The organism is Catenuloplanes atrovinosus, assembly GCF_031458235.1.
In the GTDB taxonomy this organism is placed as follows: Bacteria; Actinomycetota; Actinomycetes; order Mycobacteriales; family Micromonosporaceae; genus Catenuloplanes; species Catenuloplanes atrovinosus.
On the sequence record NZ_JAVDYB010000001.1, the window covers coordinates 7,228,776 to 7,250,096 of the forward strand.

The window sequence follows — 21,321 nt, forward strand, 5'->3', positions numbered from 1 at the left end:
GACAGGGTCACAGAGTCAGCGTCCGCGCGGTTACCATCGCCCAGGCGAAGGAGGCGGGATGCGTGGCCGAGCAGGCATCGCCGCAGTCACCGTGCTGTGGGCTTTGACTGGATTCGTCCCCTCAGACCCCACCATGCCACAGAAAACCCCGACGCACCTGGCGGGCATCAGAACACAACTCTCCGCTTTCGCGCCAGTACCCCTTAGGCCACTCTCCGCGAGCGGTTTGTCCTGCGAAAGCACCGCCGCGCCGTCCGGCACGGTTCGCGAGGAGCCATGGGCCCAGCGACGGTACGGACTGGGCCGCCTCTCCCCGGTCGCGGACGGCCGCGGCACGGTGGTCGCCGTGATCGACTCCGGCGTCGACCCGGCCCATCCGCAACTCGCCGGGCGCGTGCTGCCCGGCGCGGACTTCCTCGACCCGGGCGGCGACGGCACGCGCGACTGCGTCGGCCACGGCACCGCGGTCGCCAGCCTGATCGCGGCCGCCCCCGCGCGCGGCGTGGCGTTCCGCGGCGTCGCGCCGGAGGCCCGCATCCTGCCGGTACGCGTGAGCGAGCAGCAGATCGTGGACGGCGCCGAGACCGGCCGGACCGTGCCGCCGGACCGGCTCGCCGACGCGATCCGCTGGGCCGTGGACCACGACGCGGACGTGCTCAACCTGTCCGTGGTGCTCTACGCGGACGACGCGGCGGTGCGCGCGGCGATCGGATACGCGGTGGCGCACGACGTCGTGGTGGTGGCCGCGGTCGGCAACCGGCACGGGACCCCGGGCGCGGACCCGACGCCGTACCCGGCCGCCTACGCCGGCGTGCTCGGCGTCGGCGCCATCACCGAGGCGGGCCAGGCCGCGGACTACTCGCAGGCCGGCACGTACGTCGACCTGGTCGCGCCGGGTGGGCACGTGCTCACCGCGGTCCCGGGCGGCGGTCACGCGTACGCGGACGGCACCAGCTACGCCGCGCCGTTCGGCGCCGCCACCGCCGCGCTGGTCCGGCAGCGCTGGCCGGACCTGACGGTGACCGAGGTCATCGCCCGGATCGTCGCCACCACCGACCCGGCGCCCGGCGGCCCGGCCGGCGACGCGTACGGCTACGGCGTGCTGAACCCGTACCGCGCGGTCGCCGACACCGTGCCCGCGCCGCCGTCCACCACCCGCCCGGCCCCCGCCGCCGCACCGGCCGTGCCGGCCGCCCAGGCCGCGTCCGCCGCCCACGCCCGCACACCGCGCGCGCTCGCGCTCGCCGCCGCCGGCCTCGTGGCCGCGGCCCTCACGCTCTGGCTCGCCGTGGTCGTCCCCCGCGCCCGCCGCCGCGCCTGGCGCTCCCCACCCACGGACGCCGGGCCCTGATCAGTCGAACAGCGCCCGGTTGCGCGCCTCCACATCCGCGTAGTCGGCGGCCGACACCTCGACCGCCCGGCCGATCTCGCGCAGCAGCGCGCCCAGTTCCGCACCCGCCCGGCGCCAGGCGGCACGCCGTTCCTCGTAGGCCCGCCACGCCTCCCCGCTCCACGCCGCGGCCGTCGACCGCGCGTCCGCGTCCAGGTCGTCCAGCACGGACCACAGCGCCACCCCGGCCGCGTCGATCTCCGCGCCGATCCGCCGCAGCGCGGCCACGTCGACGCTCAGCACCGCCGCGTCCAGACGCCGAACAGCCCGGCCAGGTCCGCGCCCGCGTCGTCGTCCGCCGCGACGTAGCGCGCCGCCGTGGCCCGCAACAGCACCGCCGCCTGCGTCAGCGCGTCCACCAGCGCCTCCCGCTCCCGCTCCCAGTCCGCGCGCGCGTCGTCGAACGCCCGCCCGCCCGCGCCCCGCCAGGCCGCCCCGCCCGCGTCCCACCCGCGGAGCAGCGCCCGCATCCGGCCGGCGGCGTCGTCGCACCGCGCCGCCATCCCGGCCAGCACCGCCGGGTCCACCGTGGTCTCCTCCGTCATCCGCCACGCCTCCACGTCCGCCGAGGGTCCGGACGCTATCCGCGGCCACCGATCTCCACGACCCCCACGGATCAATCCCGGCATGCCGGGAGCGTCCCGGCGTTTCCCGGCACCAGCACGCATGCCGCGGACACCACATCCCGTCGCCGCGCGGCGGCCGGCGACGCGCCGCTACGGCCGGGCCGGCCGGACCGCCGCCGCCGGGTCGAGCGCCGCGCCCTCCGGGATCAGCTCGACCAGCACGGCCGGCAGGCGCAGCGGCGTCGCGTCCGGGTACCCGAGCATGGGCAGCACGTCCGGCGACGCCAGCGCGTGTCGCCGTCCCGCGGCCGTCACCAGGCTGATCGTGCCGCCGGACGCGCCCGGTGCGGCGGCGGCCTCGACCAGCGCGCCGCGCCCCGGCTCCATCCGCACCGCGGTCGAGGCGTAGCCGTCCGCCGGTGGCAGCCGCACACCGACCCGCAGCCCGCTCAGTCCGGCGTCCGACTCCGCGACGCCGCAGAGCGCGCCCTCCACCGGCATCAGCGCGGGCGTGGCCGCCGGCCCGTCGGCCGGGCGCAGATCACCCGCGCGGGGCGCGGACGCGTACGCGGCCTGGGACAGTTCCACCGGCCCGGACTGCCCGGTCCGCGGGTCGCCGAGCAGGATGTCCGCCTGCACCTGCGTGATCGCCGCGAGCCCCCCGGCCAGCGCCACCGCGTACTCCCGGGACCCGCCCTGCGTCGCCACCACGTAGACCCGCCCGGCGATCGCGCCCGCCACGGCAGACGACGGGCCGCCGAGGCCCGGCACCGGTGGCGCGGTCAGCGCTGATCCCAGCGGCACCGCGTTGAGCAGGGCGGCGCCGACGTCGGCCGGCCGGACGGCGCCCCAGCCCAGCGCGGACAGCACCGCCTCGGACGCGACCGGATGCCGCCGGTCGCGCCAGAGCAGGAACGTCTCGCCGGCGACCGCGACCAGCGCGCCGGACTCGTCCAGCCGGGTTCCGCCGTCCGCGGCCGGCCCGGCCAGCAGCACCGGCGCGCCGGCCTCGGAGCAGAGCGCCCACGGCGGCCCGGCCAGGCGGTCCGGCGGCGGCAGCGAGTCCGGCGCGTCCACGATGCCCAGCGGTACGCCGCGCGGCACGCCCTCGATCGACCGCCGCGACACCAGCACCGTCTCCGGACCGGCCGCACCCACGATGAGCAGCGCGGACGCGTAGTTGACCACGGGATGCAGGCGCGCGTCCCGGTAGACGTACCGCGCGCCGGTCTCCCGCTCGACCACCACCACGCGCTCGTCCCGCCAGCGGGTGGCGCCACCGCCGGTGAACAGGTCGTAGATCAACACCGCGCCGGCCGCGAGCACCGCGACCAGCAGCCCGGCGAGCACCGCGCCGCCACTGCGGGCGAACGGCGCGCGCGCCGGGTCGATCTCGCGCGTGACCAGCGCCGCCACCACCCGGCGGACGGCGAACCGGTACGCGTGAAGCTGGTCCTGCCGCGACGGCACCGCACCCTCCACACTGTCCGCGCCGACTACACTCCCATCGATCATCGTGGGTACGCATCCGGCTACAGAGGGGGAGGTTAGCGCGATGGCCGCGTCCGCGCGCACCGCCCGCGTCCTGGCCACCGAGCTGGCCGTCGCCGCCGTCCTGGCCGCCGCCGCGGGCGGCCCGGTCGCCGCTGCCGCCGCCGTCCCGGTGGCGGCCGGCGTGATCGCCGCCGCCTGGGTGCGGGTGCGCGGCCGGCACCTCCACGAGTGGCCCGGGGTCGCGCTCCGCTACCGCCGCGCCCGGCCGCCGGCCGCGCTCACCGGCCCGCTCGTCACGGTCCCGCTCCCACCACCGCCGTCCCGCCTGCCGCACGAGCACGAGCGGTCACCGGACGTGGACGGTCCGACGCCCGAGGCGATGGAGGACGAGCACGGCCTGACCGTGGTGCTGGAGCTGGGCGAGCCGGACGCGCCGATCGCACCGGAGCCGTCCCCGCTGCCGCACCCGGCCGCGTTCCGCACCGCGCACGCGCACGTCCAGCTGGTGGTCTCGGTCGAGCCCGCGCTCGCCCCGGCGTACCGCGCGATGACCGACGTCCCGGCGCGCCTGCGCGCGCTGCTGGCCGTGCGCGTGCCGCACCGCCCCGGGCGGGACGCGCTCCGCGACCTGCACAACGCGCTCCGCTCGGTGCGCACGGTGCTCGGCGACCTGCCGCACCGCCCGCTCGACGGCGCCGAGCTGCGGCGCACCCTCCAGGACCTGGCCGGTACGGACGGCCCGGTCACGCAGACCTGGCGGCACCTGCGCACGCCGCACCACGTGCACACGATGCTCCGGGTCACCGGCGACCGCCCACCCGTGGCCGCGCTGGCCCGGCTGCCCGCCGGCCGGGTCACGCTGGCCATGACGCCGGCCGGCACGCTGCTGCACGTCGCCGCGCCCGCCGAGACGCACGTGCCCGGCGCGCGACCGCTGGACGGCGAGCACCTGGCCGCGCTGACCGCCGCGCTGCCGCTGGCCCGCGATCCACACGCGAGCCCGCGCACCGACCGCCGGCCGGTGGAGGTCCCGCGCGACGGGCTGTTCCTCGGCCGCGACCGGGCGGGCGAGCCGGTGGTGATCCGCCCGTTCCGCCGGACCGCGCCGGTCACGATCGCGCTGGTCGGCGGCGTGCGCGGCGCCCACCTGCTCACGCTGCGCGCGCTGGCGTCCGGCGCGGTCGTGGTGGTCCGCACCGGGCGCCCGCGCGCCTGGGCCCCGCTGTTGCGCGCGGCGGACCCGACCGGCACGGTCGCGCGCCTGACCGGCGACGCCGTCGACCATCCGGGCCGCGTGCTGGAGGTGCTGGACCACGCGGCCGGCCCGGGCCCGTACCGGCACTCCCGGCTCCTGGTCCTGGACGAGCTCACGCCGGAGACCGCGGCGGCGGCCGCGCGCGCCGATCTGGTGCTGCTGCAGCAGCTCCCGGCCGGGCACGCCGAGGTCGCCGAGCGCCACCTGGGGCTGGGCCGGGCCGCCGGCTGGCTGACCCGGGTCCGGCCGGGCATGGTCGCGGTGGTGGTGGACCGGTCGCTGCGCTGGGCCGACCCCTCACCCACCGTGACGGAGCGACAACTCCTCGATCACGCGTCGGCATAGGGGCTGGTGGCGCTGTGGCAAGATCGGAGAGGTGGGCATCCTCATTCGGCTCGGCATCAGCGCGCTGGCGCTCTGGATCGCCACGCTGATCATCCCGGGCATCTCGCTCGAGACCGACTCACTCGGCGGCGCGATCGGCACGCTGGTGGCCGTCGCGGTCATCTTCGGCGTCGTCAACGCGGTGCTCCGCCCGATCATCAAGGTGGTCGGCTGCGGGTTCTACCTGCTGACCCTGGGCCTGGTCGCGCTGATCGTGAACGGGCTGCTGTTCATGCTGACCGGCTGGATCGCCGGTGAGCTGAGCCTGCCCTTCGAGGTGGACGGCTTCTGGTCCGCCCTGTTCGGCGCGCTGCTGGTGTCGATCGTGAGCTGGGCGCTGAACCTGTTCGTTCCGGACGGCGACGACTGACCGGGCGATAGTTAGCTCGCTCATATGCAAGGACCGCCGCGCGGTGGACGCCTTACGGTGGCCCCATGGACGAGACACGCCGCGGACTCGCGTACGGCCTGACCGCGTACGCCATCTGGGGTTTCTTCCCGCTCTACATCCGGCTACTGCGGCCGGCCGGCGCGGTGGAGATCCTGGCGCACCGCGTGGTCTGGTCCGTCGCGTTCGTGGCCGTGCTGCTCACCGTGGCCCGGGGCTGGTCGTTCCTGCGCTCGCTGCGCGGGCAGCGGCGGCGGGCCGCCGGCATCGTGCTGGCCGCCGTGCTGATCGGCATCAACTGGGGCGGCTACATCTACGGCGTGAACTCGGAGCGGGTGGTGGAGACCGCGCTCGGCTACTTCATCACGCCGCTGGTCGTGGTGCTGCTCGGCGTGGTGGCGCTGCGCGAGCGGCTGCGCGTGGCGCAGTGGGTCGCACTCGGCGTGGGCGCGCTCGCGGTGGTGGTGCTCACCGTCGACTACGGCCGGCTGCCGTACATCGCGCTCACGCTGGCCGCCAGCTTCGGCACGTACAGTCTGGTCAAGAAGAACCTGGCGCTACCGGCGTCCGGCGGGCTGTTCGTCGAGTCGGCGGTGCTGGCGCTGCCCGCGCTGGCCTATCTGGCCTGGCTGACCGCGTCCGGCGACTCCACGTTCGGCACCGAGGGCGCCGGCCACCTGGCGCTGATGGTGGTGTCCGGCGCCGCGACCGCGATCCCGCTGATCCTGTTCGCGGGTGCGGCGAACCGTCTCCCGCTCACCGCGGTCGGAATCCTTCAGTACGTGGCACCGATCCTGCAGCTCGCGGTCGGCCTGTTCGTGTTCCACGAGCCGATGCCCCCGGCCCGGCTGGCCGGGTTCGCGCTGGTCTGGATCGCTTTGATCGTCTTCACCGTGGACGGCATCCGGGCGAGCCGTGCGGCCCGTCGCGCGGCGGTACCGGCGACCGCCGCCACCGCCGCGTAATCAGTCGATGACGTACGTCAGCAGTGACGTGTCGTCGGACCGGATCAGCTCCAGCCGGTCCAGTTCATCCCCCGTGTAGTGCGTCAAGCCGGTCAGCTCGACCTTGTCCCCCGGTGCGGCCCACCACGACCCGATCTGGTCCTCGGTCCCGTCGGCACCCTTGGCGATCAGCCGGAACAGGATCGCCTTGCCCTCCTTGCCGGTCGGCTCGTAGGCGCACTCCATGACGACCGCGGTGCCGTACTCCTTGGTCGTCAGCCCCACCGCGGCGGAGACGGGCACGGTCTCGGCGACCGGCTTCATCTCCGTCAGCGACGGCGGTGCCGACGGCGACGAGGCCGAGCCCTCCGCGATCGGTGTCGTGCCCTCCGGACCGGTGCCGCGCAGCGCGTCCGCCCCGAGCCCCACCACCAGCGCGAGCGCGGCCGCGGCGACGAGCGTTCCGGCGTACCGCCATCGGCTCGTGCGGCGGCTGCGGCGCCGTTCCGTGGTGGCGGCCGTGATGACGCGGGGCAGCCGGGACCGCTCCGCCGGGACGGCCAGCTCGGCGAAGTCCGCCGGGTCGAGCCGTCCGAGCAGGCCGGGCAGCACCGCGATCTCCGCGACCGCCTCCCGGCAGAACGAACAGGTGGACAGGTGCCGCTCGTAGGCGGCCCGCTCTCCGGGGGACAGTGCGCCGAGGACGTACGCGCCGTCGTCGTACGCGTAGTCGCACCTCATCGCATCACCCCCATTTCTTCCAGCGCCATGCGCAGAGCTCGTAACGCGTAGTGGGTCCTGGACTTGATGGTGCCGGGCGGGACGCCCAGCCGTTGTGCCGCCTCCGACACCGATCGTCCCTGGTAGAAGCACTCCACCAGGACCTCCCGATGTGCCGGGGAGAGCCGGGACAGAGCCTCGGCGACGGTCCACGCCTCCACTGCGCGGTCAGCCTCGTCTTCCGTCGGTGGTGGCTCCGGCAGCACGTCGGTGATCACCTCACCGGGTCGTGCGGATCGCCGTCGCCACGCGTCGATCGCCAGGTTCCGTGCGGTCGTGAACAGCCACGCCCGTACCGAACCCCGCTGCGGGTCCAGCGCCTCCGGATGCCGCCACGCACGGAGCAACGTCTCCTGACACAGATCCTCGGCACGCTGACGGTCACCTCCGGCGAGCCGCAGTGCGTGAGCGAACAGCGCGTCCCCGTGCTCGTCGTGCAAGACCCGCAGCAGTGCGGTCCCCTCGTCCGTCAACGGCCACCCCCCTTTCCGGCAGTAGGTACGCGGCCCGCCGCCGGAAAGGTTCAAAGGCCAGTTCACGTGCCGCAATTCACCTTGGGTTCACTCGGCGGCCACCGTTGATGCCACGCTGGGATCACGGCTTCTGGCAGCGTGCGGCACGCACGGCCTGTTGAAGAGGGGTCGCGCTCGTCCACGCCCCCTGCCTTCGGACGTGGAGAACCGATATGTCAAACCCGACGAGGAGGCTTCACCACATGTCCGAACGCCCCCGCCTGCTGCCGCTGATCGGCCAGCCCGGCCACAGCGGCCGTAGCGCGATGACGTGCCTCTACCGCTGCGGCAACGCGTGCGACCACCCGGTTCCGAACGAGTCGGAGAACGAGTACTTCGGCGACCTGGTCTCCGGTGAGGTCTCCCGTCGCGGCGTGATGCGCGCCGGCGCGATCGGCGCCATGGTGCTCGGTTTCAGCGGCGCCGCTGCCGCCGCCGCCACGCCGGCGATGGCCGCCCCGGTCGCCGAGGGCTTCGTCCCCGCCGCCACCCGCAAGCCCGGCAACGGTACGAAGGGCAGGCTCGACTTCAAGCCGATCCCGCCGAACACGCTGGACAACCTGGTCGTCCCGAACGGCTACGACCACGCCGTCGTGATCAAGTGGGGCGACGAGGTCGTCCCCGGCGCGCCCGGCTTCGACCTGAACAAGCAGACCGGCAAGGCGCAGTCGAAGCAGTTCGGCTACAACAACGACTTCGTCGGCGTGATCCCGCTGGGCCGGGACGGCGACAAGGCGCTGCTCGTGGTCAACCACGAGTACACCAACGAGAACCTGATGTTCCCGGGCTTCACCACGATGGACGCGCTGACCACGGAGCAGATCAAGGTCGCGATGGCCGCCCACGGCATGTCCGTGGTGGAGATCGAGCGGGTCGACGAGACCGGCGAGTGGGTGGTGGTCGGCCGTGGCCGCCGCTCCTACAACCGCCGGATCACCGCGTCCGAGACGCAGTTCCAGTTCACCGGCCCGGCCGCCGGCTCCGCCTGGCTGAAGACCGCCGCCGACCCGCGCGGCACCACGCCGATCGGCACGCTGAACAACTGCGCCGGTGGCGTCACGCCGTGGGGCACCGTGCTCTCCGGCGAGGAGAACTTCAACCAGTACTTCGTCGGCGGCGACGCGGTCGCTGCGGAGCTGAAGCCGCGTTACGCCCGCTACGGCATCTCCACCACGGCCCGCTACCCCAGCGACAGCCGCAAGTGGGAGCGGGTGCAGGAGCGCTTCGACCTGGCCAAGCACCCCAACGAGGCGAACCGCTTCGGCTGGATCGTCGAGGTCGACCCGTTCGACCCGGAGTCCAAGCCGCGCAAGCACACCGCGCTGGGCCGGTTCAAGCACGAGGGCGCGAACGTCATCGTGGCGAAGAACGGCAAGGTCGTGGCGTACATGGGCGACGACGAGCGGTTCGACTACCTGTACAAGTTCGTCTCCGACAAGAAGTACATCGCCGGGGACTCCTCGTACGCGCGGAAGAACAACCTGTCGCTGCTCGAGTCCGGCACGCTCTACGTGGCCAAGCTCAGCTACACCAGCGCCGCCGAGATCGACGGCTCCGGCAAGCTGCCGAGCGACGGCGCCTTCAACGGCACCGGCCAGTGGATCAAGCTGGTCAGCGGCAACAAGTCGTTCGTCGAGGGCATGACCGCGGCGGACGTGCTGGTCTTCACCCGCCTCGCCGGTGACAAGGTCGGCGCCACCAAGATGGACCGTCCCGAGGACGTCCAGCCGAGCCTGATCAGCGGCAAGATCTACGCGGCGATGACCAACAACACCAACCGCGGCGTCGGTACGAACGCGCCCGCCGACGAGGCGAACCCGCGCAACGCCAACAAGCACGGCCACATCTTCGAGATCACCGAGGACCGTGGCGACCACACCGGCGAGACGTTCTCCTGGGCGCTGCCGATCGTCTGCGGCGACCCGGCGGACTCGGCGACGTACTTCTCGGGCTACGACAAGACCAAGGTCTCGCCGATCTCCTGCCCGGACAACGTCGCGTTCGACTCGACCGGCAACCTCTGGATCTCCACCGACGGCAACGCGCTGGGCGGCAACGACGGCCTCTTCGCCACGCCGATCGAGGGTCCGGAGAAGGGCCACCTCAAGCAGTTCCTCACCGTGCCGCGCGGCGCGGAGACCTGCGGCCCGTTCATCACCTCCGACGACCGGTCGGTGTTCGTGGCGGTCCAGCACCCGGGCGAGATCAACGGCGCCTCGGTGGAGAACCCGGCCTCGAGCTGGCCCGACGGTGACATCGCCAAGCCGGGCGTCGTGGTGACCTGGCGCCGCGACGGCGGCTACATCGGCGCCTGACGCATCAACCCTCGGGGGTACGGCCGCGGTCGTACCCCCGAGGGGGTGTCAGCCCGTGCCGTTGGACTCGCCGGTGGCCAGCGCCTCCGCGACCACGCGCGCGGTGGCCTGCAGCCGGGTCCGCAGCACGCGGGCCGAGGTCATCAGCTCCGCGGCCGGCAGCGCACAGGCGATCACCACGCGCCGCTCCAGGTCCCGGTCCGGCGTCACGATCAGCCCGGCGCACGCGACGCCCTGCCGGAACTGTCCCATCTCGATCTGCATACCGCGCCGCTCACCGGCGGCCAGATCGTTCTCCAGCTGCTCGACCGAGGTCAGCGTCTGCGCGGTGAACGGCCGCATGCCGAAGTCCCGCAGATATCGCGCTCGCTGGTCCGGCGTCAGCGTGGCCAGCAGCGCCTTGCCGAGCGCCGTCGCGTGTGCCCCCTCGTCGAAGCCGGGGACCAGATCCTCCACATAGGGCGAACGGGGGCCCTCCGCCACCGCCGTTATCGCCACCTTGCTGCCGACGAAGCGACCTAAGTAGTGGCTGTAGCCGCTGTCCGCCGCGGCCCGGCGTAACGCGTCTCCGACCGCGGGCGGCCCGCGGAACGCGGCGACCAGTTCCCGGTACCGATCGGCGATCTCGAGGCCGACGATGTAGGTGCCGTCCTCCCGCCTGATCACGTAGCCCTCGTAAGCGAGGGTCCTGACCAGGTGGTACGTCGTCGCCACCGTCAGCTCGCACCGCCGTGCGATCTGCTTCACCGTCAGTCCACGCGGTGCCCGCCCGACCGATTCCAAGACACGTAGCGCACGCGAGACGCTACGAATCAGGTCGGACGGCTCCGCTAAGGGGTCGCGCACACCCACCTCCGTAGCCATGGACTTACACCATATGAAAAAGGCTTCGATGAGGGAATGCCCGAATGGATTGAGAGAGCCGGATATCTCGTGACCTTGGGTGGCTAGCTTGCCACTTTCGGTTGGTACGCCCTCATCAAGTAGCATTTGCCGAGATGGCCAAGATCCGCTTCACCCCGGGTCCGATCACGAGCGTCCTCGTCACCACGATCGCGGTCGTCGTCCCCGGCTTCCTCGTCGGCGGGCTCGCGGTCCAGATCGGCGAGTCCTTCCCGCTCTCCCCGGCCCAACTCGGACTCGCGATCTCCGTCTACTTCGGCGTCAGCGCGCTCGCCTCGGTGCCGGCCGGGCACCTGGTCGAGCGGTACGGCGCCGGCCCCACCGCGCGCGCCGCCATCCTGCTCTCCGCCGCGTCGCTGCTCGCGATCGGCCTGCTCGCCCACTCCGCGCTCACGCTCACGCTGCTGCTCGCGGCCGGCGCCGGCGCGAACGCGCTCGGCCAGATCGCCGGCAACGCCGCGCTCGCCCGGCACGTCTCCCCCGGACGGCAGGGACTGTCGTTCGGCACCAAGCAGGCCGCGATCCCGCTCTCCACGCTGCTGGCCGGCGCCGCGGTGCCGACCGTGGCGCTCACGCTCGGCTGGCGGTGGGCGTTCGTGGCCGCGGCCGTGCTGGCGCTGTGCGCGCTCCCGGTCGTACCGTCCGCGCCCGCGGTGGTCCGCGAGCCCGGCGCCTCGTCCGGCCGCGCCACGGCCGGGCTGATCGTGGTCGCGATCTCCGCCACGCTCGGGTCCGGCTCCGCGAACGCGCTCAGCACGTTCCTGGTCGACTCGACCGTGGCCCGCGGCGTCGGCCCCGGGCCCGCCGGGCTGGCGCTCACGCTGGGCAGCGCGGTCTGCGTGGTCACCCGCGTGCTCGGCGGCTACCTCGCGGACCGGCTGCCGGACCGGCAGCTCGCGGTCATCTCCGGGCAGCTGCTGCTCGGCGCGGGCGGCCTGGCGCTGCTCACGGTCGGCGGCAACGCGGCGCTGCTGACCGGCGTGGTGCTCGGCTTCGGGCTCGGCTGGGCGTGGCCCGGCCTGATGAACTTCGCGGTCGTCCGCCTGCACCCGCAGTCGCCCGCCGCCGCCACCTCGGTCACCCAGACCGGCGTCTACGCGGGCGGCTGTCTGGGGCCGCTGACGCTCGGATTCGTCGCCACCCACTCCGGATACACCACGATGTGGCTGGCGGCCGCCAGCGGGATGCTGACGGCCGCGTTCTGCATGAGGCTCGGTGCGGTCCTGCTCCGCCGTTCCTAGGCGCCCCTCGGCCGCCTCAGGCGCTCAGCAGGCGGCGAACGCGGTCCGCGCCCACGGCCAGCAGCAGCGTGGGCAGGCGCGGGCCGGTGTCCCGGCCGACCAGCAGGTGGTAGAGCAGCGCGAAGAACGACCGCTGCGCCGCCTTCAGCTCCGGCGTCGGCTTGGTGTCCGGCGACAGCCCGGCCAGCACCTTCGGCACGCCGTAGACCAGCGTGGTGAGGCCCTCCAGCGACCAGTGCTCGTCCAGCCCGGCCACCAGCAGCCGCAGCGACTCCCGCTGCGTGTCGTCCAGGCTCTTGAGCAGGTCCAGGTCCGGCTCGTCCCGCACCCGGGTGCGCTGCTCCACCGGCACGTGGTTGGCCACCCAGGTCGCCGCCCGGTCCAGCCGCGGCCGCACCTCCGACAGGCTCTCCACCGGCGCCGCCGGGTCGAGGTCGCGCAGGATCCGCAGCATCTGCGCCTCGTCGCCGGTGGTGATGTCGGCGACGCTGGCCAGCGTCCGGTACGCCACCGGACGGGGCGTGATCGGCAGCGCCCCGGCGGCGGTGGTGGCCGAGCGCGCGTGCACGGCCACGTCCACCTCGTTCGCGGTGCCGGCCGCGATCCGCTTCTCCACCGCGTCCCACTCGTCGTAGAGCCGCTGGATCTCCTGGTCGAATGCGACCTTGAACGACTGGTTCGGCCGGCGGCGCGCGTACAGCCAGCGCAGCAGGGCCGGCTCCATGATCCCCAGCGCGTCGCCCGGCGTCGGCACGCCGCCCTTGGAGCTGGACATCTTCGCCTGACCGGAGATGCCGACGAACGCGTACATCGGGCCGATCGGCCGCTCACCACCGAAGATCTCGGCCACGATTTGCCCGCCGACCACGAACGAACTGCCCGGCGACTGGTGGTCCACGCCCGAGGGCTCGAAGACGACGCCCTCGTAGGCCCAGCGCATCGGCCAGTCGACCTTCCACACCAGCTTGCCGTCCGTGAACTCGCTCAGCAGCACGGTCGCGGTGTGCCCACAGACGCAGGTGTAGGTCAGCTCGGTGCTCTCGTCGTCGTAGGAGACGACGGTGGTGAAGTCCTTGCCGCAGTTCGCGCAGAACGGCTTGAACGGGTAGTAGCCGGTCGCGGTCGCGCCGTCGTCCTCGTCGGCCGCGCCCGAGCCCTCGGCGGCCTCCGCGGCGGCGGCCTCGTCCGCCTCGTCCAGCTTCGGGCCCTGCTGCTTCGGGCCCTTCTTCGGCGCGGCGTCCCGGTCCTTCGTCCGGTAGCGGTCCAGGATCGCGTCGATCCGCCCTCGCTCCCGCATGGCCAGCAGAACCTGGTCACGGTACGCACCGGAGGTGTACATCTCGGTCTGGCTGATGCCGCGGTACTCCACGCCCAGCTCCGCCAGCGACTCGATCATCGCGGCCTTGAAGTGCTCGGCCCAGCTGGAATACGCGCTGCCGGGCGGCGCCGGGACCCGGGTCAGCGGCTTGCCGATGTGCGCCTGCCACGCCGGGTCCTCGGGGTCGATGCCGGCGATGCCCCTCGGCACCTTCCGGTACCGGTCGAAGTCGTCCCACGAGATGAGGTGCACGACGTCGCGGCCGCGCCGCCGGATCTCGTCCGCGACCAGGTGCGGCGTCATCACCTCGCGCAGGTTGCCCAGGTGGATCGGGCCGGACGGGCTCAACCCCGACGCACAGACGATCGGCTTGCCCGGCGCACGACGCTCCGCCTCCGCGATCACCTCGTCCGCGAACCGATTGACCCAGTCAACATCGCTGCCAGCAGCCACGCCTACAACACCCTCTCAAGAAACCGCAACACCCCATTCTCCCCGATCACGTCCGCCGCCCCTCGTCCGGGCGACTCCATCGGGGTACCCACCGCGAAACCGGCAGGGAGCCCGGCCGCCGCCCGACCGGCGCCCGCGGGAGCACCGCAAGGCGACCACGCCGGAAGTGGGTGATGAGGCAGTTTTACGACGTGCGGTCGGAGATGAAGTCGCAGAGGCCCTCGAGCGTCCGCCGCGTCGGCCCCTCCGGCAGGACCGCTATCCGGCTGCGGGCTTCGTCCGCGTATGTCCGGACCGTCTCCCGGGCGCGCTTCATCGCCGGCGACTCGCGCAGCAGGCCGAGCGCCTCGGCGTGCAGCGCGTCGTCCACCAGCGGGCCCATCGAGAGCAGCTCGCGCAGCCGGATCGAGCCGGCGTCCGCGTCGTCCGAGGCCAGCGCGTAGAGCATCGGCAGCGTCGGGACGCCCTCGCGCAGGTCGGTGCCGGGGGTCTTGCCGGACTGGATCGACTCGGACGCGATGTCCAGCAGGTCGTCGGAGAGCTGGAACGCGATGCCCATCGACGTGCCGTAACCGGCCAGCGCCTCGACCTGGTCGGCCGGCGCGCCGGAGAACAGGCCGCCGAACCGCGCCGAAGTGGCGATCAGCGAGGCGGTCTTGTCCTCGATCACCTGGAGGTGGTGGGCGATCGGGTCACCGTCGCGCGGCCCCACGGTCTCGGCGAGCTGGCCCTGGACCAGTTGGGAGAACGTGCGGGCCTGGAGCCGGACCGCCTCGGTGCCGAGGTCGGCCGCGATGTCCGCGGCCCGGGCGAAGAGGTAGTCGCCGACCAGGATGGCCACCGAGTTCGTCCACCGGCTGTTGGCGCTGGGGGCACCGCGCCGGACCGCGGCCTCGTCCATGACGTCGTCGTGGTAGAGCGTGGCCAGGTGGGTCAGCTCCATCACCACGGCCGCCTCGGTGACGCGTGGCCTCGCCGGGTCGCCGAGGTGGGCGCCGACCGCGACCAGCAGCGGGCGGAAGCGCTTGCCGCCGGCCGAGACGAGGTGCATCGACGCCTCGCGGACCAGCGGATCCGCGTTGTCGACGCTGTCCCGGAGACTGGCCTCGACCTCCTCGAGGATCGCCGACACCGACGCCTCGATGGCGGGGTCGACGAAGTCGATCCCGCTCGCATGCACTGCACCTGGGGTAAGGCCTGCCACGACTCTACGATGCCATATGCGTGGCAGGCCGGGCCTGTGGGGGAACACGACGCTACCGGACGAACTCGGCGGCACCGGTGGTGAGGTCCAGGAGCAGGGACGGTGCCACGCCGAGGAGCAGCGTCATCGCCACCCCGATGGTCAGCGCGGCCGTGGTGAACAGTCCGGGAACGGACACGGTCGGCGTGGCGTCGCTCGGGTCGGAGAGCCACATCATGACCACGACCCGGAGGTACGGGAACGCGAGCACGATGCTGCTGACCACGCCGGCGATCACGAGCCAGGTCTGCCCACCCTCGATCGCGGCGCCGAAGACCGCGAACTTGCCGATGAAGCCGCTGGTCAGCGGGATGCCGGCGAAGGCGAGCAGGATGAACGTGAACACTCCGGCGATCAGCGGCGAGCGGCGGCCGAGCCCGGCCCAGCGGGACAGGTGCCCGGCCTCGCCGTCCGCGTCTCGCACCAGCGTGACCACGGCGAACGCGCCGAGCACCGTGAACCCGTAGGCGACCAGGTAGAACATGGTGCTGGCGAGCCCGGCCTCGCCGCTGGCCAGCACGCCGACCAGCAGGTAACCGGCGTTCGCGATGGACGAGTAGGCCAGCAGGCGCTTGATGTCGGTCTGCGTCACGGCCAGCACCGCACCCATGATCATGGTGAGGACCGCGATGACGCCCAGGACCGGCGTGAAGTCCCAGCTCAATCCGTCGAATCCGACGTAGAGCACGCGCAGCAACGCGCCGAACGCGGCGACCTTGGTGCACGCGGCCATGAACGCGGTGACCGGCGTCGGCGCGCCCTGGTAGACGTCCGGCGTCCACACGTGGAACGGCACCGCCGCGATCTTGAAGAGCAGGCCGATGGAGAGCAGCGCCAGGCCGGCGTAGAGCAGCAGCGGGTCGCGGTCGGACTCCGCGGCCGCGGCGTGGATCGCGCCGAGGTCCACCGCGCCGACGAAGCCGTAGATGAGCGCCACGCCGAACAGGAAGAACGCGGACGCGTACGACCCGAGCAGGAAGTACTTGAGCGCGGCCTCCTGGCTCAGCAGCCGCCGCCGGCGGGCGAGCGCACAGAGCAGGTAGAGCGGCAGTGAGAAGACCTCGAGCGCGATGAACATGGTGAGCAGGTCGTTCGCGGCGACGAACAGCAGCATGCCGGCGACCGCGAACATCGTGACCGGATAGACCTCGGTCAGACCGGGCGCGCGGGTGGCCTGCCTGGTGTCCGCCTCGGAGCCGACCGTGATCGCGGCCTGCGGCACGAACGCGCCGCCGGCCTCCAGCTTCCGCTCGCCCATCAGCAGCAACGACACCAGCGCGAGCGCCAGGATCGTGCCCTGCAGGAACACCGCGGGTCCGTCGATGGCGAGCGCGCCGGTGGCGGTGGTGATCCGGGTCGACGCCTGGGTGACCACCACGACCAGCCCGGCGACCGTGGCGAGCAGGGCCAGGCCCAGCTGTACGGCGTGCCGGGCGCGCCGCGGCACGAACGCCTCGGCCAGCACGCCCAGACAGGCCGCGCCGAACAGGATCAGGATCGGCGCGACGGCCGCGTAGTCGATGGAGGGTGCCTTGAGATCGTCCATGGTCACTTCGCCGCCTCGGTGATCGCCGTGGGTGCGGGGTCCGTCGCGCCGACGTCCTCCATGGTCGCCTGCACGGCCGGGTTGATGACGTCGGTGATCGGCTTGGGATAGAAGCCGAACAGGATGATCAGCGCGATCAGCGGCGCGACCACGACCTTCTCGCGCAGCGTGATGTCCCGGCGCATGCCCTCGACCTCGGCCAGCGCCGGGTTCGGCGTGCCCTGCACGGTGCGCTGGACCATCCAGAGCACGTACGCGGCCGCGAGCACGATGCCGAGCGTGGCGATGATCGCGATCGGCTTGTTGACCGTGAACGTGCCGATCAGCACCAGGAACTCGGAGACGAACGGCGCGGTCCCGGGCATCGCCAGCGAGGCCAGGCCGGCGAAGAACAGCACACCGGCCAGGATCGGCACCATCTTGCCGGCGCCGCCGAAATCGCTGATCAGCGCGGAGCCACGGCGGGCCACGAGCATGCCGACGACCAGGAAGAGCAGGCCGGTGGCGAGGCCGTGGTTGACCATGTAGAGCACCGCGCCGGTCCCGGCCTGCGTGGTGAACGCGAAGATGCCGACGCCGATGAACCCGAAGTGCGCGATCGAGGTGTACGACACGAGCCGCTTGAGGTCGTTCTGCCCGACCGCCAGCAGCGCCGCGTAGATGATGCCGATGACGCCGAGCACCAGCGCGAGCGGCGCGAAGTAGCGGGACGCCTCCGGGAAGATCGGCAGGCAGTACCGCAGGATGCCGAACGTGCCGACCTTGTCGAGTATGCCGACCAGCAACGCGCCCGCGCCGGCCGGCGCCACGCCACCCGCGTCCGGCAGCCAGGTGTGGAACGGGAAGAACGGCGCCTTGATCGCGAACGCGAGGAAGAAGCCGAGGAACAGCCACCGCTCGGTCCCGGTCGACATGTCGATCTCGGTGAGCGCCGCCCAGTCGAACGTGTGCCCGCCGACCACCCACAGCCCGACCACGGCCGCGAGCATGAACAGGCCGCCGACCAGCGAGTAGAGGAAGAACTTGACGGCCGCGTACTGCCGCTGGGCCCCGCCGTAGGAGCCGATGAGGAAGTACATCGGCACCAGCATGACCTCGAAGAACACGTAGAAGAGGAAGACGTCGGCGGCCGCGAAGACGCCGATCATCGTCGACTCCAGCGCCAGCAGCAGCGCGAAGTAGACCGGCACGGACCGGCCGCTGTGGTCGGCCTCGTGCCAGGCGGCCAGGATCACGATCGGCACCAGCACCGCGATCAGCATCAGCATGACCAGCGCGATGCCGTCGACCGCGAACGTGAAGTTCGCGCCCCAGCCGGGAATCCACGGGTACGACTCGCGCAGTTGCAGCCGCTCGCCGCCCGCCTCGAACGCCACCCACAGCGCCACGGTCAGCGCCAGGACGCCGAGCGACCAGGCGAGCGTGACCCACTTCGCCAGGTCCGGACGGCTGCGCGGCAGGAACGCCACGACCAGCGCGCCGACCAGCGGCGCCACGGTCAGCACCGACAGGTACGGAAAGGAGCTCACACCAACCACCCCAACTGCAGCGCGATGAACGCCGCCGTGACCACCAGCGCGCCGGTGAGGATCGACATGGCATAGGAGCGGACGAAGCCGGTCTGCAGCCGCCGCAGCCGCCCGGAACCGCCGCCGACCGCGGCCGCGAGCCCGTTCACCAGACCGTCGATGCCCTTGTTGTCGAGGAACACGAGCGCGCGGGTCAGGTAGATGCCGGGACGCTCGAACACCCACTCGTTGAACGTGTCCGCGTACAGGTTGCGGCGGGCCGCGGTGACCAGCACGCCCGCGGGCCGCTCCTGCTCCTGGGTGCCGTTGCGGAACAGGAACCAGGCCAGGCCCGCGCCGAGCACGGTGACGCCCAGCGACAGGATGGTGATCACCGTGTGCGACAGGACCGCGTGGTGCTCACCCTCGTGCGAGCCGAGCGTCGGGGTCAGCCAGTCCGGCACGCTGGTGGAGAGCAGGAAACCGGACGCGACCGAGCCGACCGCCAGCAGGATCAGCGGGACGGTCATCAGCGCGGGCGACTCGTGCGGGTGGGTGATGTCCGGCGTCCAGCGCTTCGGGCCGTGGAAGGTCAGCACGAACAGCCGGGTCATGTAGAACGCGGTCAGCCCCGCTCCCAGCAGCGCCGCGCCGCCGAACAGCCAGGCCGTCCAGTCCTCCCGCTCGAACGCGGCCGCGATGATCGGCTCCTTGGAGAAGAAGCCGGAGAACGGGAACATGCCGATGATCGCGAGCCAGCCCAGGCCGAACGTGGCCCAGGTGACCCGCATGTGCTTGGCCAGCCCGCCGAACCGCCGGATGTCGGTCTGGTCGCGCATGCCGTGCATCACCGAGCCGGCGCCGAGGAACAGGCCGGCCTTGAAGAAGCCGTGCGCCAGCAGGTGCACGATCGCCAGGGCGTACGCCCCGCCGCCGAGCCCGACGCCGAGGAACATGTACCCGATCTGCGAGACCGTGGACCAGGCCAGCACGCGCTTGATGTCGTCCTTGGCGCAGCCGATGATGCAGCCCATGACCAGCGTCAGCGCGCCGATCGCCACCACCACGGTCTGCAGCGTGACGTTCGCCGAGAAGACCGGGTTGGAGCGGGCGATCAGGTAGACGCCCGCGGTGACCATGGTGGCCGCGTGGATGAGCGCGGAGACCGGGGTCGGGCCCTCCATCGCGTCCGGAAGCCACGCCTGCAGCGGGAACTGGCCGGACTTGCCGGTCGCGCCGAGCAGCAGCAGGAGGCCGATGGCCAGCACCAGGCCGGCGCTCAACGCTCCGACGTTGCTGAAGACCTCGTCGTACTGCGTGGTGCCCAGCGTGGCGAACATCAGGAAGATGGCGATGGCGAAGCCGGCGTCGCCGACCCGGTTCATCAGGAACGCCTTCTTGCCCGCGGTCGCGGCGGCCGGCCGGGTGTACCAGAACGAGATCAGCAGGTACGACGCGAGACCCACGCCCTCCCAGCCGACGTAGAGCATCACGTAGTTGTTGCCGAGCACCAGCAGCAGCATGGCCGCGACGAAGAGGTTGAAGTAGCCGAAGAACCGGCGACGCCCCTCGTCGTGCCGCATGTACTCCACCGCGTACAGGTGGATCAGCGAGCCGACGCCGGTGATCAGCAGCACGAACACCGCGGAGAGCGGGTCGAGGAGCAGCCCGAAGTCGACCTGCAGCGAGTAGACGTCGATGAAGTCCCAGAGGGACAGCTCGACCGATTTGTTCTCCAGCCCGCCGAGCTGGACGAAATAGACGAGCCCGAGGACGAACGACGCCGCCGGGGCCAGCACGCCGAGCCAGTGCCCCCAGCTGTCGGCGCGGCGGCCGAGCAGCAGGAGCACCGCGGCGCTGGCGAGCGGGATCGCCACCAGCAGCCACATGCTCCCCAGCAGCCCCGTGGCCTGGGCGTACTCCACCGTGTGATGGTCCACAGTCGGCCCCTTAGTACTTCAGGAGGTTGGCATCGTCGACGCTCGCGGAACGCCGGGTACGGAAGATCGACATGATGATCGCCAGGCCGACCACGACCTCCGCGGCGGCGACGACCATGACGAAGAACGCCATGATCTGCCCGTCGAGGTTGCCGTTGATCCGGCTGAAGGTGACCAGCGCGAGGTTCGCGGCGTTCAGCATCAGCTCGATGCACATGAACAGCACGATCGCGTTGCGGCGGATCAGCACGCCGGACGCGCCGATCGTGAACAGGATCGCGGACAGCACGATGTAGGCGGAGGGTGTCATCTACTTCTCCGTCCCCTTGGGCGCCGACTCCTGGGAGGTCAGCTCGCGGACCGGGAGGATCTTCGAGATGCTGCGCTCGGCGAGCGTGCCGTCCGGCAGACGGGCCGGCGTGGCGACCGAGTCCGACGTGGCGAACACGCCGGGGCCGGCCTTCGGACCGGGGTAGCTGCCGGGCGCGAACCGGGCCTTCATGCGATCCACCTGCGACGGCTTCTCGCCGATGGCGCGCTCCACGTGGGCCAGGATCATCGCGCCGACCGCGGCGCTGATCAGCAGCGCGGACGTGACCTCGAACGCGAACACGTACTTGGTGAACAGCAGCTGCGCGATGCCCTGGAGGTTGCCGTTCTCGTTCGCCGCGGCCAGGCCGATCGCGCCGGTGCCGGTCAGCGCGCGGGACAGCCCCGCGCCGACCAGGCCGGCGAAACCGAGGCCGAGCACGATCGCGGCGATCCGCTGCCCGCGCAACGTCTCGATCAGTGAGTCCGAGGCGTCCCGGCCGACCAGCATCAGCACGAACAGGAACAGCATCATGATCGCGCCGGTGTAGACGATGATCTGCGCCATGCCGATGAACGGGCCGGCCTGGGCGACGTAGAAGACACCGAGGCAGAGCATGGTGACGACCAGCCAGAGCGCGGAGTGCACCGCGTTACGCGCCAGCACCATCCCCAGCGCCCCGATCACCGCGAGCGGCGCCAGGACCCAGAACAGCGTGGCCTCACCACCGGATAGCTCGCTCATGCCGCTGTCTCCTCAACGCCGCGGATTCGCCGTGGTCGGCGCTGAGCCGCTGATTCGCTCGCACACTCGCTCATGCCGCCCTCCCCT

General features: G+C 72.3%; 19 protein-coding genes. 6 read left to right on the top strand and 13 right to left on the bottom strand.

The features are described from left to right. Positions 1-133 precede the first annotated feature (133 nt). The gene (mycP, locus tag J2S41_RS32210; protein WP_374728289.1) at positions 134-1,351 is read left to right on the top strand and encodes a type VII secretion-associated serine protease mycosin; all 1,218 of its coding nucleotides are present in this window, start codon (positions 134-136) and stop codon (positions 1,349-1,351) included. On the opposite strand, the gene J2S41_RS32215 is transcribed toward mycP, so the two are convergent. The 3 genes from J2S41_RS32215 to eccB all read right to left on the bottom strand — a co-directional run bounded on the left by J2S41_RS32215 (position 1,352) and on the right by eccB (position 3,426). After that, a complete protein-coding gene (locus tag J2S41_RS32215; protein ID WP_310373638.1) occupies positions 1,352-1,633 on the bottom strand; it encodes a WXG100 family type VII secretion target in 282 nt (93 codons plus the stop codon). Next, a complete protein-coding gene (locus J2S41_RS32220; RefSeq protein WP_310373640.1) occupies positions 1,627-1,935 on the bottom strand; it encodes a WXG100 family type VII secretion target in 309 nt (102 codons plus the stop codon). Before J2S41_RS32220 ends, J2S41_RS32215 begins: the two co-directional genes overlap by 7 nt. Before the next feature lie 171 nt (positions 1,936-2,106). After that, positions 2,107-3,426 carry a type VII secretion protein EccB gene (gene eccB / locus J2S41_RS32225; protein WP_310373642.1) on the bottom strand — a complete coding sequence of 440 codons (1,320 nt, stop codon included), beginning with the start codon at positions 3,424-3,426 and terminating at the stop codon, positions 2,107-2,109. Between the two features lie 85 nt (positions 3,427-3,511). On the opposite strand from eccB, the gene J2S41_RS32230 reads away from it, so the two are divergent. The 3 genes from J2S41_RS32230 (at position 3,512) to rarD (ending at position 6,442) form a co-directional block, all read left to right on the top strand. Continuing rightward, a complete protein-coding gene (locus J2S41_RS32230) occupies positions 3,512-5,050 on the top strand; it encodes a hypothetical protein (protein ID WP_310373644.1) in 1,539 nt (512 codons plus the stop codon). 31 nt (positions 5,051-5,081) lie between these two features. Continuing rightward, complete coding sequence (locus tag J2S41_RS32235; protein ID WP_374728190.1) at positions 5,082-5,459, top strand: phage holin family protein; 378 nt, start codon at positions 5,082-5,084, stop codon at positions 5,457-5,459. A gap of 65 nt (positions 5,460-5,524) precedes the next feature. Then, positions 5,525-6,442 (top strand): EamA family transporter RarD, encoded by a 918-nt coding sequence (rarD, locus tag J2S41_RS32240; RefSeq protein ID WP_310373647.1) that lies wholly within the window; start codon positions 5,525-5,527, stop codon positions 6,440-6,442. Here rarD and J2S41_RS32245 read toward each other — a convergent pair whose 3' ends face one another. Further along, the gene (locus J2S41_RS32245) at positions 6,443-7,162 is read right to left on the bottom strand and encodes an anti-sigma factor family protein (RefSeq protein ID WP_310373649.1); all 720 of its coding nucleotides are present in this window, start codon (positions 7,160-7,162) and stop codon (positions 6,443-6,445) included. It lies immediately after the preceding gene. After that, positions 7,159-7,674: a sigma-70 family RNA polymerase sigma factor gene (locus tag J2S41_RS32250; protein ID WP_310373650.1), complete on the bottom strand. Its 516-nt coding sequence runs from the start codon at positions 7,672-7,674 to the stop codon at positions 7,159-7,161. The genes J2S41_RS32245 and J2S41_RS32250 overlap by 4 nt, the downstream gene beginning before the upstream one ends. Positions 7,675-7,916: 242 nt before the next feature. Here J2S41_RS32250 and J2S41_RS32255 point away from each other — a divergent pair, with 242 nt between their 5' ends. Then, positions 7,917-10,028, top strand: a complete 2,112-nt coding sequence (locus J2S41_RS32255) for a PhoX family protein (protein WP_310373651.1) — start codon at positions 7,917-7,919, stop codon at positions 10,026-10,028. Positions 10,029-10,076: 48 nt separating this feature from the next. Here J2S41_RS32255 and J2S41_RS32260 read toward each other — a convergent pair whose 3' ends face one another. Continuing rightward, entirely contained in the window at positions 10,077-10,874 is a 798-nt protein-coding gene (locus J2S41_RS32260) for an IclR family transcriptional regulator (protein WP_310376680.1), read from the bottom strand. A gap of 152 nt (positions 10,875-11,026) precedes the next feature. Between J2S41_RS32260 and J2S41_RS32265 the strand changes: the two genes are divergently transcribed. Then, complete coding sequence (locus J2S41_RS32265) at positions 11,027-12,172, top strand: MFS transporter (protein WP_310373652.1); 1,146 nt, start codon at positions 11,027-11,029, stop codon at positions 12,170-12,172. 16 nt (positions 12,173-12,188) lie between these two features. On the opposite strand, the gene lysS is transcribed toward J2S41_RS32265, so the two are convergent. The 7 genes from lysS to J2S41_RS32300 form a co-directional block, all read right to left on the bottom strand. Next, complete coding sequence (gene lysS / locus J2S41_RS32270; RefSeq protein ID WP_310373653.1) at positions 12,189-13,943, bottom strand: lysine--tRNA ligase; 1,755 nt, start codon at positions 13,941-13,943, stop codon at positions 12,189-12,191. A 184-nt stretch (positions 13,944-14,127) separates the two neighbouring features. Next, the gene (locus tag J2S41_RS32275; protein ID WP_310373654.1) at positions 14,128-15,123 is read right to left on the bottom strand and encodes a polyprenyl synthetase family protein; all 996 of its coding nucleotides are present in this window, start codon (positions 15,121-15,123) and stop codon (positions 14,128-14,130) included. Positions 15,124-15,199: 76 nt separating this feature from the next. Continuing rightward, positions 15,200-16,732: an NADH-quinone oxidoreductase subunit NuoN gene (gene nuoN, locus J2S41_RS32280; RefSeq protein ID WP_310373655.1), complete on the bottom strand. Its 1,533-nt coding sequence runs from the start codon at positions 16,730-16,732 to the stop codon at positions 15,200-15,202. Between the two features lie 2 nt (positions 16,733-16,734). Continuing rightward, positions 16,735-18,261: an NADH-quinone oxidoreductase subunit M gene (locus tag J2S41_RS32285; RefSeq protein ID WP_310373656.1), complete on the bottom strand. Its 1,527-nt coding sequence runs from the start codon at positions 18,259-18,261 to the stop codon at positions 16,735-16,737. Next, positions 18,258-20,129, bottom strand: a complete 1,872-nt coding sequence (gene nuoL / locus J2S41_RS32290; protein ID WP_310376682.1) for an NADH-quinone oxidoreductase subunit L — start codon at positions 20,127-20,129, stop codon at positions 18,258-18,260. The genes J2S41_RS32285 and nuoL overlap by 4 nt, the downstream gene beginning before the upstream one ends. Positions 20,130-20,190: 61 nt before the next feature. Then, the gene (gene nuoK, locus J2S41_RS32295; RefSeq protein ID WP_306837098.1) at positions 20,191-20,490 is read right to left on the bottom strand and encodes an NADH-quinone oxidoreductase subunit NuoK; all 300 of its coding nucleotides are present in this window, start codon (positions 20,488-20,490) and stop codon (positions 20,191-20,193) included. Then, a complete protein-coding gene (locus tag J2S41_RS32300; protein WP_310373659.1) occupies positions 20,491-21,234 on the bottom strand; it encodes an NADH-quinone oxidoreductase subunit J in 744 nt (247 codons plus the stop codon). Between the last annotated feature and the right edge of the window lie 87 nt (positions 21,235-21,321).